General features: G+C 69.4%; 8 protein-coding genes and 2 pseudogenes. 3 read left to right on the top strand and 7 right to left on the bottom strand.

Features of this window, described 5'->3' with window-relative positions; all coding sequences use genetic code 11:
* Window positions 1–8: 8 nt before the first annotated feature.
* From AC0L5F_RS11075 to AC0L5F_RS11065, 3 genes and pseudogenes are all read right to left on the bottom strand, one after another.
* Window positions 9–356 (bottom strand): annotated as a pseudogene (locus AC0L5F_RS11075) (DUF7507 domain-containing protein); the annotation flags it as partial.
* Between the two features lie 115 nt (window positions 357–471).
* Window positions 472–4,209: pseudogene (locus tag AC0L5F_RS11070) on the bottom strand (beta strand repeat-containing protein); the annotation flags it as partial.
* Between the two features lie 1,049 nt (window positions 4,210–5,258).
* Window positions 5,259–5,876 carry a TetR/AcrR family transcriptional regulator gene (locus tag AC0L5F_RS11065; protein ID WP_473313415.1) on the bottom strand — a complete coding sequence of 206 codons (618 nt, stop codon included), beginning with the start codon at window positions 5,874–5,876 and terminating at the stop codon, window positions 5,259–5,261.
* 44 nt (window positions 5,877–5,920) lie between these two features.
* On the opposite strand from AC0L5F_RS11065, the gene AC0L5F_RS11060 reads away from it, so the two are divergent.
* Together AC0L5F_RS11060 and AC0L5F_RS11055 are read left to right on the top strand one after the other, a co-directional pair.
* The gene (locus AC0L5F_RS11060) at window positions 5,921–7,240 is read left to right on the top strand and encodes a cytochrome P450 (protein ID WP_473313414.1); all 1,320 of its coding nucleotides are present in this window, start codon (window positions 5,921–5,923) and stop codon (window positions 7,238–7,240) included.
* A 10-nt stretch (window positions 7,241–7,250) separates the two neighbouring features.
* Window positions 7,251–7,802 (top strand): sugar O-acetyltransferase, encoded by a 552-nt coding sequence (locus AC0L5F_RS11055; RefSeq protein ID WP_473313413.1) that lies wholly within the window; start codon window positions 7,251–7,253, stop codon window positions 7,800–7,802.
* Window positions 7,803–7,856: 54 nt separating this feature from the next.
* Here AC0L5F_RS11055 and AC0L5F_RS11050 read toward each other — a convergent pair whose 3' ends face one another.
* Together AC0L5F_RS11050 and AC0L5F_RS11045 are read right to left on the bottom strand one after the other, a co-directional pair.
* Window positions 7,857–10,064 carry a 3-hydroxyacyl-CoA dehydrogenase NAD-binding domain-containing protein gene (locus AC0L5F_RS11050; protein WP_473313412.1) on the bottom strand — a complete coding sequence of 736 codons (2,208 nt, stop codon included), beginning with the start codon at window positions 10,062–10,064 and terminating at the stop codon, window positions 7,857–7,859.
* A 40-nt stretch (window positions 10,065–10,104) separates the two neighbouring features.
* Window positions 10,105–11,319 carry an acetyl-CoA C-acetyltransferase gene (locus AC0L5F_RS11045; protein WP_473313411.1) on the bottom strand — a complete coding sequence of 405 codons (1,215 nt, stop codon included), beginning with the start codon at window positions 11,317–11,319 and terminating at the stop codon, window positions 10,105–10,107.
* Window positions 11,320–11,402: 83 nt separating this feature from the next.
* On the opposite strand from AC0L5F_RS11045, the gene AC0L5F_RS11040 reads away from it, so the two are divergent.
* Window positions 11,403–12,128: a MerR family transcriptional regulator gene (locus AC0L5F_RS11040; RefSeq protein WP_473313410.1), complete on the top strand. Its 726-nt coding sequence runs from the start codon at window positions 11,403–11,405 to the stop codon at window positions 12,126–12,128.
* A 750-nt stretch (window positions 12,129–12,878) separates the two neighbouring features.
* On the opposite strand, the gene AC0L5F_RS11035 is transcribed toward AC0L5F_RS11040, so the two are convergent.
* Together AC0L5F_RS11035 and AC0L5F_RS11030 are read right to left on the bottom strand one after the other, a co-directional pair.
* Window positions 12,879–14,021 carry an acyl-CoA dehydrogenase family protein gene (locus AC0L5F_RS11035; RefSeq protein WP_473313409.1) on the bottom strand — a complete coding sequence of 381 codons (1,143 nt, stop codon included), beginning with the start codon at window positions 14,019–14,021 and terminating at the stop codon, window positions 12,879–12,881.
* On the bottom strand, window positions 14,018–15,193 hold the full coding sequence (locus tag AC0L5F_RS11030; protein ID WP_473313408.1) for a CaiB/BaiF CoA transferase family protein: 1,176 nt from the start codon (window positions 15,191–15,193) through the stop codon (window positions 14,018–14,020). The genes AC0L5F_RS11035 and AC0L5F_RS11030 overlap by 4 nt, the downstream gene beginning before the upstream one ends.
* Window positions 15,194–15,247 lie beyond the last annotated feature (54 nt).

The following is a 15,247-nucleotide window of genomic DNA, read 5'->3' as shown; positions in this document are numbered from 1 at the left end:
ACGTCGGCCTGGGTCAGCGCATAGACCTTGGTGCACGAGACGCTGTCGCCCGGCGCGACGGTTCCCGTCGGGCAGGTGACCGCGCCGATCTTCGCGTCGGTGACGGTCGGTGACGTGAGCGTGGTGGCACCGGTGTTCGTGAACGTGAAGGTGTAGGTGATCGTGTCGCCGACGTCGGCGCGACCGTCCGGTCCGGTGGCGATCGCACCGGCCGTCTTGTCGAACGTGAAGCTGGACGTGGGGACCAGGATCTTGCTGTTGGTGGCCGCGGCGTCGACGGTGTTGTTCTCGGGGTCCTTGGCCGTGGCGGTGGCCGAGTTGTCGACGACGCCGTTGTCGACCTCGGACTGGGTCAGCGTGTGGGTGCCCGTGCAGGTGGCCGACTGACCAGCGGCCAGCGTGGAGGGCGAGCAGGTGAGACCCGGGAAGCTTCGGGTCGGCGACCGCCACCGAGGTGAGGGTCTTGGTGCCGGTGTTGGTCGCGGTGAGGGTGTAGACCACGGTGTCGCCGACGTCGACGCCGTTGCCGTCGAGGTCGTTGACCGCCCCGGCGCTCTTGGTCAGCGACAGGGCGCGGACGTCGGTCGTCGAGGTGGACGTCGTGTCGGGGGTCGAGGTCACGGGGCCGCCGACCGGCGGGGTGCCGCTCGCGGTGGCGGAGTTGTTGACCGCGCCGCTGTCGACGTCGGCCTGGGTGATCGTGTACGACGTCGGGGTGCAGGTGCGCGTGGCGCCCGGGGCCAGCGGTCCGGTCGCGCAGGTGACGGGACCGATCTTCGGGTCGCTGACGGTGACCGGGTCGAGGGTGACGTTGCCGGTGTTCTGGATGACGAAGCCGTAGATGATGGTGTCGCCGGTGTCGATGCGGCCGTTGCTGTTGGCGTCGGTGTAGGTGCCGGCCTGCTTGTCGACGGTCAGCGAGGCATCGGCGGGGATGGTGGTCGTGACGTTCGACGGGGCCGCCGAGACGGTGCCGCCGGTCGGGTTCTGGCCCGAGGCGGTGGCCGTGTTCGCGACCTGGCCGGCGTTGATGTCGGCGGCCGTCAGGGCGTAGGTCTTGGTGCAGGTCGTGCTCTGCCCCGGGGTGAGGGTGGTCGTGGGGCAGCTGACGGTGCCGACCTTCGGGTCGCTGACAGCGACCGAGGTGAGGGTCTGGTTCCCGGTGTTCGTGACGACGAACGAGTAGGTGATCGTGTCGCCGACGTCGGCGCGGCCGTCGGGGCCGGTGGCGATGGCACCGGCCGACTTGGTGAGCGTGAGCGCGTTCGCCGGGGCGATCGGGCTGGACGTGCTGTCGGACGAGGTGGCCGGGCCCGGCAGTCCCGCCGGACCGCTCATCGATCCGGTCGCGGTGTTGTTGACCGCACCGCTGTTGATGTCGGACTGCGTGAGTGCGTAGGTCTTGGTGCAGGTGACGCTCGCGCCCGGGGCGACCGGTCCGGCCGGACAGGTGACCGGCCCGACCTTCACGTCGCTGACACCCGGAGAGGACAACGTCGTGGCGCCGGTGTTGGCGAACACGAAGGTGTACGTGATGGTGTCGCCCACGTCGGCGCGGCCATCGGCGCCGGTGGCGATCGAGCCGGCCTGCTTGTCCAGCGTGAAGCTCGAGGTCGGCACGAACGTCTTGGTGGCGGTCTGGTTGGCACTGACCGGTCCGCCGCCGGCCTTGGTGCCGTTGGCGGTGGCCGAGTTGTCGACCTTGCCGGCGTTCACGTCGGCCTGGGTCAGCGTGTAGGTGGCGGTGCACGTCGACGTGGCGCCGGGGGCGATGGTCGCGGGCGAGCAGGCGATCGGCGACGCGGAGATCTTGGCGTCGCTGATGCTGACGCCGTTGATCGAGGCCGTGCCGGTGTTGGTGACGGTGAACGTGTAGGGCACGGTGTCGCCGACGTCGGGACCGTTGCCGTCCAGGTCGTTGACCGCGCCGGGCACCTTGGTCAACGTCATCGAGCCTGTCGAGGCGATCGGGGTCGACGTCGAGTCGGGCGTCGAGGTGAAGGCGGTGCCGCCCAGGGGCGTGGCGGTCACGGTCGCGGAGTTGTTGACCGCTCCGGAGTCGAGATCGGCCAGCGTCAGCGTGTAGACCTTGGTGCAGACCACCGACGCACCCGGCGCCAGGGTGGTCGGTGTGCAGGTGACCGCACCGACCTTGGGGTCGTTGATCGTGATCGCGTTCAGCGTGGTGTTGCCGGTGTTGACCGTCGTGAACGCGTACTGGATGGTGTCGCCGACATCGACCTTGCCGGAGCCGTTGGCGTCCACGATCGAGCCGGCGGTCTTGTCGAACGTGACGGTCGAGACCTTGGTCAACGGCGTCGAGGTGGTCGATGGCGCCGACGTGATGGTGCTGGCGTTGGGGAGCGTGGCTGACGCGGTGGCCGAGTTGTCGACCGTGCCGGCGTCGATGTCGGGCTGGGTGATCGCGTAGGTCTTGGTGCAGGTGAGCTTCTGCCCGGGCGCCAACGTGGCCGGAGCACAGGTGACGGCGCCGATCTTGGGATCGTTGATCGTCGGGTTGGTCAGCGTGGATCCGCCGGTGTTCTCGATCTCGAACGAGTAGGCGATCGTGTCGCCCGGGTCGGGGCGCCCGTTGCCACCGAGGTTCGGGGCGCCGGCGGTCTTGGTGACCTTGATGGCGTTCGACGGGGTGACGGTCGTCGACGTGGAGTCCGGCGGCGACGTCGGCAACGCCACGCCGTCGGGACGCTTCATGGTGCCGGTCGCGGTGTTGTTGACCGCTCCGGAGTCGACGTCGTTCTGGGTCAGCGTGTAGGACTTCGTGCACGTGACGCTGACGCCCGGACCGATCGGCGCTGCCGGGCAGGTGACCGCTCCGACCAGGTTGTCGGTGACCGCCGGGGTGTTCAGCGACGCGGTGCCGGTGTTGGTGAACACGAACGAGTAGGTGATCGTGTCGCCGACGTCCGGACCGTTGCCGTCCAGGTCGTTGACCGCCGACGACTGCTTGTCGAAGGTGAACGACCGGCTGGGCGTGAACGTCTTCGTCGCGGTCGCTGCCGGCGTGGTGGCGCTGCCGACCGACGAGGTGACGGTGGCGGTGGCCGAGTTGTCGACCTTGCCGGCGTCGACGTCGACCTGGGTCAGCGTGTAGGTGCCCGTGCAGGTCCTGGTGGCGCCCGGTGCGACCGCGCCGGCGGGGCAGGTGACGCCGCTGATCTTCGGGTCGTTGATGGTGACGGCGGTCAGGGGCAGGTTGCCGGTGTTGGTGACGGTGAAGGTGTACGCGATGGTGTCGCCGACGTCCGGACCGTTGCCGTCGTTGTCGTTGAGGGCGCCGGCCGACTTGGTGAGCGACCCCTTGGTCACCTGCGTGATGCTGCGGTTGGTCGACGCGGTCTTGGTCACCGGCGTGCCGTTGACCGTGGTGCCGCTGACCGTGGCCGTGTTGGCCACGGTGCCGGCGTTCACGTCGGTCTGGGTCAGTGTGTACGTGCCGGTGCAGCTGGTGCTCGCCCCGGCAGCCAGCGTGGTGGCCGCACAGGTGACCGTGGCGATCTTGGGGTCGCTGATCGCCAGCGAGCCGACCGTGGAGTTGCCGGTGTTGGTGACGTTGAAGGTGTAGGTGACCTGGTCGCCGGCGCTGTTGATGCCGTCACCGTTGGTGTCCTGGACGGCACCGGCGCTCTTGGTGAAGGTGAAGCCGGTGGTCTCGTCGACGATGTTGAGGCTGTAGTCCTCGACCTCGCCGGAGGCGGCGGGGCCGTTGGGGTTCGCGACGTCGGCGGCGTCGAAGGCCGTCCTGAATCGCGCGTAGGTCAGCCCGGGAATCAGACCGGCCGGCTTGGCGAACGACAGGTTGACCGAGGTGGCACCGGGCGCGAAGGTCGCGGTCGCCTTCTCCCCCGCGTCGAACGCGCCGTTGCGGTTGAAGTCGATCCACCCCGACACGGCACCGTTCTTGGTGGCACCCGACACCGGCACCGTCAGGGTGTACGGCACCGTGCCCTGCGCGACGACGTCGGGCAGGGAGGCGAACGCGTCCTCGTCGGCCCCGTCACCGTTCGTTCCGTTGGCGTTGGCGCCCGAGGCGACCGAGATCGGGCTCGCGGTGGGGTTGCGTCCTCCGCCGTCGTCGTCGGGGCTGGTGGCGCCGAGCGCCAGGTTCCCCGGGTTGTGACGGGCCGCGTTCCCGGCGTTGTAGCCCGAGGGCGCGTCGCCGAAGTCGAGGCCGTTGGTGACCGACATCAAGAACAGGTCGCCACCGGGGCTGACGTCGTTGCAGTCGCCCTGGTTGTTCGAGGACGTCAGGCAGATCGCATGCATGTCGACCTGGAAGGTCAGCTGCGTGTAGGTGCCGGGCACGCTGACCGAGCCGCAGCCGGCCGATCCACCGCCGGAGACGTTGACGTTGCCGGCCTGGGACAGCGTCGCGCTGCACGAGGCGTCGGTGCGGACGTTGGGCGCCTCGACGTAGCCGTTCTCGATCGCGAGGTTGGTGCCGGCCAGCACCGCGCCGGGCGAGGCTCCGGCCGGCGAGCTGCTCGTGAGCTTCAGCGCACCGGAGTAGATGAGCGCCTCGTAGTAGGTGTTGAGGAACACCGACCGCGACCCCGTGGCGTTGCCACCGAGTCCGGCCAGGTGGATCACCGGGTTCTTCGTGGGGTGCTCGAAGTTGATGGTGACCGAGCCGGTGTTGGTGCAGTAGGCGGACTGGTTCTTGGCCGGCTTGGCACAGCTGCCGTAGTCGGCGGTCAGCTGCAGCGTCGGCGAGCTGGTGTCGAAGCCGGTGATGAACTGGCCGGCGGCACCGCCGCGGCCGCTGACGCCGCCGCCACTGGCCCCGGCCAGGTTGGCGCCGGAGACGCTGTAGGAGATGCCGAGACCGGACGGCTGCGTCTGCACGAACGGGCCGCCGCCGGTCAGGGCACCGGTGTTCTGCTCGAACGCCTGTGCCGCCAATGGGGTGAGCATGAGTGCCCCCGACACCGTGACGGCGACGGCTCTCAGGACCGATCGGCGCCACGTCAGCACGCTGTGCACGCGCGCTGCTCGCGTCCGGCGCCGAAGTGCCATGGGGAAGAAACCTCTCGACAGAAGGGCGCATCTCGCCCGTGTCTGAGGTTCAGGTTAACGCTTGGGACAAGCGTTTACCACTGGGATTGGAGTGACTAATCATCGTCGACTGAGAAAAAGTCAAGGATTGCAGGGGACTTACGTCCTCAAGATCGTCAGAAGGAACTAGACACGCCGCCGTGTGACTAGATGCAACTAGTGTGAAAAGAGTGTTGAGAGCGTCAGCTCGCGTGCGCCGTCGCGGTGAAGGCCCGCGTGGCGGCCTCCACGATCTGCTCGGAGTCGGCCGGAAGCGATCCGTCGATCCAGGACGCCACCAGCTGCGCCACCCCGCCCACGAACATGGTGGCCGCGAAGGCGCCCTCGGGCTCGCCCCAGGCCTGCGGACCGTAGAGCTTGCGCGCCTCGCGCGCCGACATCCGGGCGAACCGCCGCAGCAGAAGCTCACGGTGCGAGCGCGTCGCCTCCACCGCCGCCGACTCCACGATGGCGGCCCGCCCCTTGCGGGGGTCGTCGGTGAGCACCTGCACGAAGGCGGCGATCGCGGCACGGGCACGGTCCGTCGGTCCTCCGCCGGCCTGCGCCAGGGCGGCGACCGTGCGCTGCTCGATCTCGTCGGCGATCTGCTCCAGCACCGCCACGAGCGCGTCGTCGAGGTGCGAGAACGACTCGTAGAAATAGCGCTCGGTCAGTCCGGCGCGCTGGCACACGCCGGTCATGGTGACCTTCGGTCGGTCGGCGCCGCCCCACAGGTCGAGGGTTGCGTCGAGCAGCTGGCGGCGACGCTGGGCGGTGCGTTCCGTTGCGCTGATGCCGCGATAGGTGCGTTCGATGACCATGACCAGATGTTGACAGGACGCCCTTCCTGAAACAAGATGCGGTGATGGACGGCGTGTCGGAGCTCCAGGGGCGGAGGTCGTGGCCCGTCGTCGGGAGCACCTTGGCCTACGTCCGCGACCCGCAGGCGTTGTTCCGACGTCAGTGGGAACGCCATGGCGAGGTCTCGCGCATCAGCTTCCTCGGGCGGCCCTGGGCGGTCATGCTCGGCCCCGACGCCTGCGAAGCCGTGCTGGTCAACCGGGACAAGGCGTTCGCGAGCGGACCGGGTTGGACCGAGGCGGCCGGCCCGTTCTTCGGGCGCGGACTGATGTTCCTGGACTTCGCCGAGCACCACCTGCACCGCCGGATCATGCAGCAGGCGTTCACGCGCGATCGGCTCGAGGGCTACACGGCCGGCATGCAACCCACCATTCGCGCGGGTCTCGACGCGTGGCCGACCGGCGACGACGTGCGCGCGTACCCCGCGCTGAAGCAGCTGACGCTGGACATCGCGACACAGACGTTCATGGGCGGCGCGGAGCACACGTCGCCCGACGAGATGCGGCGGATCAACGCGGCCTTCATCGACTGCCTGCAGGCCGCCACGGGCATCGTGCGCCACGACGTGCCGTTCACGCGGTGGCGCCGGGGCACGCGGGGCCGCCGGGTGCTGGAGGAGTTCCTGCGCGGCTACCTGCCGTCGCGGCGCGAGCGCGAGGGCGACGACCTGTTCAGCACCCTGTGCCACATCGAGAGCGACGAGGGCGAGCGCTTCAGCGACGACGACGTCGTCAACCACATGGTCTTCATGATGATGGCCGCGCACGACACGTCGACCATCACGCTGTCGACGATGATGCAGTACCTCGGCCAGCATCCCGACTGGCAGCAGCGCCTGCGTGCCGAGGCCGCCGCTCTCGGCGACGCCCCGACGCTCGCCGAGCTCGACGCTCTGACGTCGTTCGACCTGGTGATGAAGGAGTGCCTGCGCCTGGTCGCACCCGTGCCGGTCCTGGCGCGCAAGACGGTGCGTGAGACGTCGGTGCGGGGCGTCCGCATCCCCGCCGACCACTTCACCCTGGTCGCTCCGCACTTCAGCCACCACATGGACCAGCTCTGGACCGAGCCCGCGCGGTTCGACCCCGAGCGCTTCGCCGAGCCGCGCCGCGAGCAGGCGTCGCACCGACACGCGTGGGACCCGTTCGGCGGCGGCGTGCACAAGTGCCTCGGCATGTTCTTCGCCGGCAGCGAGGTCACCAGCGTGCTGCACCACCTGCTGCGCCGCTTCGAGTGGACCGTCGACCCCGGCTACCGGGTGCCGATGAACTACCACTCGCTGCCGTTCCCGAACGACGGCCAGCCGATCAGTCTGCGACGCATCTGACAGGAGTCCCATGGCGAACGAGGTCCACATCCCCACCGGAACACCTGCGTCGGCCGCGTTCGTGGCGTCGGTCGAGCGCGCGATGGGGTTCACCGCGCGCATCAACCGGCTCGCCTACGCGGACGCCGCTGAAGTGGCTGCACTGTTCGCCGAGCTGACCGGGCGCGAGCCGGGCCCGGGCTTCCGACTCGTCCCGCCGTTCTACGCCGACCACGGCACGAACGTCCGGAGCGGCGCACGCGTGTTCATCAACCAGGGCTGCACCATCTACGACCTCGCCGAGGTCACGATCGGCGACGACGTCCTCGTCGGTCCGCACGTCAGCCTGATCACCTCCGAGCACCCGGTGGCCCCCTCGAAGAGGCGCGCCGAGCTGGTCGGGCGCCCCATCACGATCGGTGACGGCGTGTGGCTCGCCGCCGGTGCCACGGTCATCGGCGGTGTGTCGATCGGCCGCAACAGCGTCGTGGCGGCCGGCTCGGTGGTCACCCGCGACGTGCCCGACGACGTGCTCGTGGGCGGCAACCCGGCTCGCGTGATCCGCTCGATCGCCGGTGAGTAGCACGACGACGGCCCCACGCCGAAGCATGGGGCCGTCATGTGACAGAACTGGCTGTCAGACGTACTTCTCGCCGTTCTTGGCCTTCTCCAGCAGCGATGCCGGGGGAGTGAAGCGGTCGCCGTACGTGTCGGCGAGCACCTGGGCCCGCGCCACGAACGCCTCGACGCCGATGGAGCCGTCAGCGGCCTCGTAGCCGTTGATGTACTGCAGCACACCGCCCTGGTTGGGCGGGAAGCCGATGCCGAAGATCGAGCCGATGTTGGCGTCGGGCACGGTGCGCAGCACGCCCTCGTCGAGGCACTTGACCGACTCCAGGCTCATGATGAACGTCAGGCGCTCCTTGAGATCGGCCATCTCCGGCTGCACGTCGCCCACCGGGAACTTCTCGGCCAGACCCGACCACAGGCCCGTGCGCTTGCCGTTCTCGTCGTAGTCGTAGAAGCCGGCGCCCTTGAGCCGTCCGGACCGACCCTCGGCGATCATCTCGTCGATGACGCGCTCGCCCGCGTTGCCCTCCCACGTGCCACCGGCTGCCTCGACGGCCGCCTTCGACTCGTTGCGGATCTTGGTCATCAGCTCGAGGTTGAGCTCGTCGCTGAGCTGCAGCACCGGAGCCGGGAAGCCCGCCATGGTGGTGGCGCGCTCGATGCTGACCGGCGAGACGCCCTCGGCCAGCATGCCGATGCCCTCGTTGACGAAGGTGCCGATGACCCGGCTGGTGAAGAAGCCGCGGCTGTCACCGACGACGATCGGCGTCTTCTTGATCGCCTTGGTGTAGTCGAAGACACGTGCGATGGCCTCGTCGGAGGTCTGCTCGCCGGCGATGATCTCCACCAGCGGCATCTTGTCGACCGGGCTGAAGAAGTGGATGCCGATGAAGTCCTGGGGGCGCGAGACGCCCTCGGCCAGACCCGTGATGGGCAGCGTCGACGTGTTGGAGCCGAGCAGGGCGTCGGGCTTGACGACCTTCTCCACCTCCGCGAACACCTCGTGCTTGAGCTTGACCGACTCGAAGACCGCCTCGACCACGAAGTCGCAGCCCTCGAGATCGGCGTAGTCGGCGGTGGCCAGGATGCGCCCCAGGACCTCGTCCTTCTTCTCGGCGGTGATCTTGCCCCGCTCGAGCGCCTTGTCCAGCAGCTTCTCGCTGTACGCCTTGCCCTTGTCGGCGGCCTCCTGCGAGATGTCCTTGAGAACGACGTTCATGCCCGCCTGGGCGGTGACGTACGCGATGCCGGCGCCCATCATGCCCGCGCCGAGCACCGCGACCTTCTCGGCCTTGGTCGGCTCGATGCCGTCGGGGCGCGACTTGCCGGCGTTGATGGCACCGAGGTCGAAGAAGAACGCCTGCGTCATGTTCTTGAACTGCTGGCCGACGAGCAGCTCGACCAGGTAGCGGCTCTCGATGCGCGACGCGGTGTCGACGTCGACCAGCGCGCCCTCGACCGCGGCGCTCATGATGTTGCGCTGCGCCTTGTAGTCGGCACCCTTGACCTGCTTGCGCAGGTTGGCCGGGAACGACGGCAGGATCGCGGCGAGCGACGGGGTGGTGGGGGTGCCGCCCGGCATGCGGTAGCCCTTGCGGTCCCACGGCTGCGAGGCCGCTTCCTCGTTGCCCGCGTTGGCCTCGACCCACGCGATCGCGCTGGACATCAGGTCGTCGGCCGCGACGACCTCGTCGACCAGGCCGACCTCCTTGGCCTTGGCCGGCTTCATGCGCGGGCCCTGCAGCAGGACCTTCATCAGCGCGTCGGCCAGGCCCAGCATGCGCACCGTGCGCGTGACGCCGCCGCCACCGGGCAGCAGGCCCAAGGTGGCCTCAGGCAGGCCGATCTCGTAGCGTCCGTCGGCCGCGATGCGGTGGTGGCAGGCCAGGCCGATCTCGAGCCCGCCGCCCAGCGCGGCGCCGTTGATGGCCGCGACGACCGGCTTGCCGGAGGTCTCCAGCTTGCGCAGCGTGGCCTTGATGCGCTCGACGTTGGCGAACAGCTCCGGCGCGTCGGCCGGGGTGGCCTGCGTCATCAGCTTGAGGTCGCCACCGGCGAAGAACGTGTTCTTCGCCGACGACACGATCGCGCCCTTGATGGCGTCGCCACCTGCCTGCACGTCCTCCACGAACGCGTCGACGGCCTTCTCCATGGCGTCGGTGTAGGCCTGGTTCATCGTGTTGGCGCTCTGGTCCGGATCGTCGATCACCAGGTGGGCGATGCCGTCCGTGACCTCGTAACGCACTGCGCCTGCGGTGATTTCGTGGGTGCTCATGAAAGTGACAGTTCTCCTGTGCAGAAGTGGGGGAGGGTGATCAGATGCGCTCGACGACGGTGGCGATGCCCATGCCGCCGCCCACGCACAGCGTGGCGAGTCCGTAGCGCTTCTCGCGGCGCTCCAGCTCGTCGACGAGGGTGCCGAGGATCATCGCGCCGGTGGCACCCAGCGGGTGGCCCATGGCGATGGCGCCGCCGTTGACGTTGGTCTGCTCGTGCGGGTAGTCGCCCAGGTCCTTCATCAGGCGCATCGCGACGGCCGCGAACGCCTCGTTGATCTCGATCAGGTCGATGTCCTCGATGGACAGGCCCGCCTTGGCGAGCGCCTTCTTGCTGGCCGGCCCGGGGCCCGTCAGCATGATGGTCGGCTCCGACCCCGTGACGGCGGTGGCCAGGATGCGGGCGCGCGGGGTGAGGCCCGACTTCTGTCCGGCCTCCTCGCTGCCGATGAGCACGAGCGCGGCGCCGTCGACGATGCCCGAGCTGTTGCCCGCGTGGTGGACGTGGTTGATCTTCTCGACCTGGGTGTACTTCTCCAGCGCCACCGCGTCGAAGCCGCCCATGTCGCCGATCTGCGCGAAGGACGCCGGCAGCGCCGACAGGCTCTCCACGGTGGTGCCCTCGCGCACGAACTCGTCGTGGTCGAGGATGGTCAGCCCGTTGACGTCCTTGACCGGGATGACCGACTTGTCGAAGTAGCCGTTGGCGATGGCCTTGGCGGCACGCGCCTGCGACTCGGCGGCGAACGTGTCGACGTCGGTGCGGCTGTAGCCCTCGATGGTGGCGATGAGGTCGGCACCGATGCCCTGGGGCACGAAGTCGGTGTCGAAGGAGGTGCGCGGGTCCATGGCCCACGCGCCGCCGTCGCTGCCCATCGGCACGCGGCTCATCGACTCGACGCCACCGGCGAGGATGAAGTCCTCCCAGCCCGAGCGCACGCGCTGCGCGGCCTGGTTGACCGCCTCGAGGCCCGAGGCACAGAAGCGGTTCAGCTGCACGCCGGCCACCGAGTCGGGCAGGCCCGCGGCGAGTGCTGCGGTCTTGGCGATGTCGCCGCCCTGGTCGCCGACGGGGGAGACGCAGCCGAGGACGAGGTCGTCGATCAGGGCGGGGTCCAACGACGGGTTCCGCTTCTGCATCTCCTCGATCAGGCCGGTGGCCAGGGCGATCGGCTTGACCTCGTGCAGGGATCCGGTCTTCTTGCCGCGACCACGCGGCGTGCGGATGGCGTCGTAGATGAATGCTTCAGCCATGATGGGGTCCTCACAGACATGGAGTGGGTGGCGTACCTCCGATTGTGACACCATCACTGTCAAAGTGGTAGAGGAGGGTGCGTGTGAACGACGATCCCGGGGTCCAGGACGACCTCAGTGTCGAGCAGCTGGCTGCGCGCGTGGGCATGTCGGTGCGCACGGTGCGCTTCTACGCCGGTCGGGGCCTGATCCCCCCGCCGCGCCGCGAGGGACGCAACGGGTACTACGGCGCCGACCACATCGCCCGCCTGGAGCTCGTGCGCGAGCTGCAGGCGCACGGCTTCACGCTCTCGGCCATCGAGGGCTACCTGGAGCGGATCCCCGCCACGGCCACCCCCGAGCGCGTCGCCCTGTTCCGCACCCTGCTGGCCCCGTGGACCACCGACCTGCCCGAGACGGTCAAGCGCGGCGAGCTGGAGATCCGCGCGGGGCGCGCGCTCAGCGACGACGACATCGAGCTGCTGGTGGCCATCGGCGTCGTGGAGCCGACCCCCGACGACGACGTGTTCCAGGTGGCTCCGGCGCACCTGGCCGTCGGCGTGCAGTTCCTCGAGACCGACATGCCCCTGGACGTGGCGCTGGCGGCGCGCAAGATCTTCGACGACGCCGGCAAGAAGGTCGCCCACGACATGACCGAGGTGTTCCGGTCGCTGTGGTGGCCGGCCCTGCGCGAGTCCGGCCGCAGCGCCGAGGACATCACCGCCCTCGTCGAGCGGTTCAAGCCGCTGACCATCCAGGCGCTGGTCACGGCCTACGAGACGGCTGTGGACGAAGCCAAGCGCGAGACGGTCAGACGGCGGACGGAGTAGCCGAGGGGCCCGATCAAGCCCACCACCGTCGTTCGCCTCGCTCCGCTCACGCTCCGCGAACAGCCCCCCGCTCGCCAGAGAGGCCGCTTGCGGCCGAACGTGAGGGAGCGCCAGCGACCGAGGCGCGCTCACCCGAGGGCTCGATCAAGCCCACCACCGTCGTTCGCCTCGCTCCGCTCACGCTCCGCGAACGGCCCCCCGCTCGCCAGAGAGGCCGCTTGCGGCCGAACGTGAGGGAGCGCCAGCGACCGAGGCGGGCACGCACCTCCCACCCCGCTCGCCAGAGAGGCCGCCTGCGGCCGAACGTGAGGGAGCGCCAGCGACCGAGGCGGGCACGCAACCACCCCCGCTCGCCAGTGAGGCCGCTTGCGGCCGAACGTGAGGGAGCGCCAGCGACCGAGGCGGGCACGCACCCACACCCCGCTCGCCAGAGAGGCCGCTTGCGGCCGAACGTGAGGGAGCGCCAGCGACCGAGGCGGGCACGCACCTCCCACCCCGCTCGCCAGAGAGGCCGCCTGCGGCCGAATGTGAGGGAGCGCCAGCGACCGAGGCGCGCACGCACCTCCCACCCCGCTCGCCAGAGAGGCCGCTTGCGGCCGAACGTGAGGGAGCGCCAGCGACCGAGGCGGGCTCAGGCGACGGGCTCGATCGAGCCGTTCACCTCACCACGCCTCGCGTCCGGGCGGCTGCGCCGCGAACGACTCACGCTGCGCTGGCGGCCGGTGACGCTCGCGCGCGGAGCGCGCTCGGTCACAGGCCCATGTCGCGGCCGATGATCTCCTTCATGATCTCGGTGGTCCCGCCGTAGATCGTCTGGATGCGGGTGTCCAGGTACGCCTTCGAGATCGGGTACTCGCTCATGTAGCCGTAGCCGCCGTGCAGCTGCAGGCACTTGTCGACGGTCTTCTTCTGCAGCTCGGTGGTCCACCACTTGCCCATCGCCGCGTCGCTGACCGTGAGGTCACCGCGGTTGTGCTGGGTGATCGACTCGTCGACGAAGACCTGGGCGATCCGGGCCTCCGTCTCGAGCTCGGCGAGGACGAAGCGCGAGTTCTGGAACGATCCCACCGGCTTGCCGAACGCCTTGCGCTCCTTGACGTAGTCCAGCGTCATGTCGATCGCCGCACGGCACGCGGCTGCGGCCACCACCGAGATCGACAGGCGCTCCTGGGGCAGCTTCTCCATCAGGTAGATGAATCCCTTGCCCTCCTCGCCGATGAGGTTGTCGACGGGGACGCGCACGTTGTCGAAGAACAGCTCGGCGGTGTCCTGCGCCTTGAGGCCGATCTTGTCGAGGTTGCGGCCGCGCTCGAAGCCCTCGGCTCCGCGCTCGACGGCGATCAGGGAGAAGCCCATGGCACCGGCGTCGGGATCGGTCTGGCACACGACCAGCACCAGGTCGGCGTTGATGCCGTTGGTGATGAACGTCTTGGAACCGTTGATGACGTACTCGTCGCCCTCACGGCGGGCCGTCGTCTTGATGCCCTGCAGGTCCGACCCGGTGCCGGGCTCGGTCATGGCGATGGCGGTGATCGTCTCGCCGGAGCAGAAGGTCGGGAACCAGCGCGCCTTCTGCTCCTCGGAGGCGTACGAGAGCAGGTAGCCCGACACGAGGTCGGTCTGGATCACGAAGCCCACGCCACTGGCGCCGACGCGGGTGATCTCCTCGCTGAGGATCGCGTTGTAGCGGAAGTCGTTGATCCCGCCTCCGCCGTGCTCCTCGGGCATCATGAAGCCGAGCAGGCCGAGGTCGCCGGCCTTGGTCCACAGCTCGCGCGGGACGATGCTCGCCTTCTCCCACTCGGCGTGGTGCGGCGCGATCTCCTTCTCGGCGAAGGTTCGGACGGTGTCGCGGAACGAGTCGTGATCGGCCTCGAAGATGGTGCGCTTCATGATTTTTCTCCCTTTTCCACCGCGATGCCGCGGCTGATGAGCTGGTCGACGTCGGTGATGCCCCACGCCGTGAGCGCCGTGCGCGTGTCGGCACCGGGCGCCGAGGGCGCCGCGCCGAGGGTCGCCGGCGTCGCCGAGAAGCGGGGTGCGGGTGCGGGCTGCACCAGCCCGTCGCGCTCGACGTAGGTGCCGCGGGCGACGTGGTGGGGGTGGATGGCGGCCTCGTGCATCGGCACCACCGGGGCGACGCACGCGTCCGAGCCCTCGAACGTCCCGATCCACTCGGCCTGGGTGCGCGTGGCGAAGATGGCACCGAGCCGCGCCCGCAGCTCGGTCCACTGCCTCGGATCATTCCGATCCGGAAGCGGTCCGTCGCTGAACGGCTCGAGCAGCCGTTCCATGGCGGCGTAGAACTGCGGCTCCAGGCCGCCGACGGACATCCAGCGCCCGTCCGAGGTCTCGTACACGTCGTAGAACGGTGCGCCGGAGTCGAGCAGGTTGGTGCCGCGCTGGGCGTTCCACATGCCGGCCTGCTGCATCATCAGCGGCATGGCCAGCAGGTGCGCCGTGCCGTCGGTGATGGCGGCGTCGACGACCTGGCCCGTGCCGGTGCTGCGCGAGTGCGTCAGCGCGGCGAGCACGCCCGCGACGAGGTACAGCGAGCCCCCGGCGAAGTCCCCGAGCAGGTTCAGCGGGATCTGCGGAGGCCCACCAGCACGGCCGATGGTGTCGAGGGCACCGGCCACGGCGATGTAGTTGACGTCGTGACCCGCGGTGTGGGCGAGCGGTCCGTCCTGCCCCCACCCGGTCATGCGTCCGTAGACCAGCGCGGGGTTGCGCTCGAGGCACACCTCCGGCCCGAATCCGAGCCGTTCGGCCACGCCGGGGCGGAAGCCCTCGATCAGGATGTCCGCCTGCTCGACGAGCTGGAGCAGCACCTCGACGGCCTCGGGCTGCTTGAGGTCGAGGGCCGCCGACGGGCGCCCGCGCGCCGTGATGTCACGTTCTGGGGCGGTCATCTGCAACGCGTTGCCGCCGGGGCGATCTACGCGGATGACGTCGGCGCCGAGATCGGCCAGCAGCATGGCGGCGAACGGCCCGGGGCCGATGCCGACGATCTCGACGACCCGGATGCCGGCCAGCGGCCCGGTGGCGTGAGGGGTGTCAGTCATGGTGCGCCCATCATGACAGTGATGGTGTCACGGTACAAGCGGAGCCGCGAAAGG

Source organism: Aeromicrobium sp. 10G20-16 (assembly GCF_055809665.1).
The sequence above is the reverse complement of the archived record's forward strand: the minus strand, read 5'-3'. Positions and strand labels throughout refer to the sequence as shown.

Coding starts and splice junctions, on each gene's coding strand:
- AC0L5F_RS11035 (WP_473313409.1), bottom strand. CDS start 14,021: ATGAAGCGCACCATCTTCGAGGCCGATCACGACTCGTTCCGCGACACC.
- AC0L5F_RS11055 (WP_473313413.1), top strand. CDS start 7,251: ATGGCGAACGAGGTCCACATCCCCACCGGAACACCTGCGTCGGCCGCG.
- AC0L5F_RS11065 (WP_473313415.1), bottom strand. CDS start 5,876: ATGGTCATCGAACGCACCTATCGCGGCATCAGCGCAACGGAACGCACC.
- AC0L5F_RS11050 (WP_473313412.1), bottom strand. CDS start 10,064: ATGAGCACCCACGAAATCACCGCAGGCGCAGTGCGTTACGAGGTCACG.
- AC0L5F_RS11060 (WP_473313414.1), top strand. CDS start 5,921: ATGGACGGCGTGTCGGAGCTCCAGGGGCGGAGGTCGTGGCCCGTCGTC.
- AC0L5F_RS11045 (WP_473313411.1), bottom strand. CDS start 11,319: ATGGCTGAAGCATTCATCTACGACGCCATCCGCACGCCGCGTGGTCGC.
- AC0L5F_RS11030 (WP_473313408.1), bottom strand. CDS start 15,193: ATGACTGACACCCCTCACGCCACCGGGCCGCTGGCCGGCATCCGGGTC.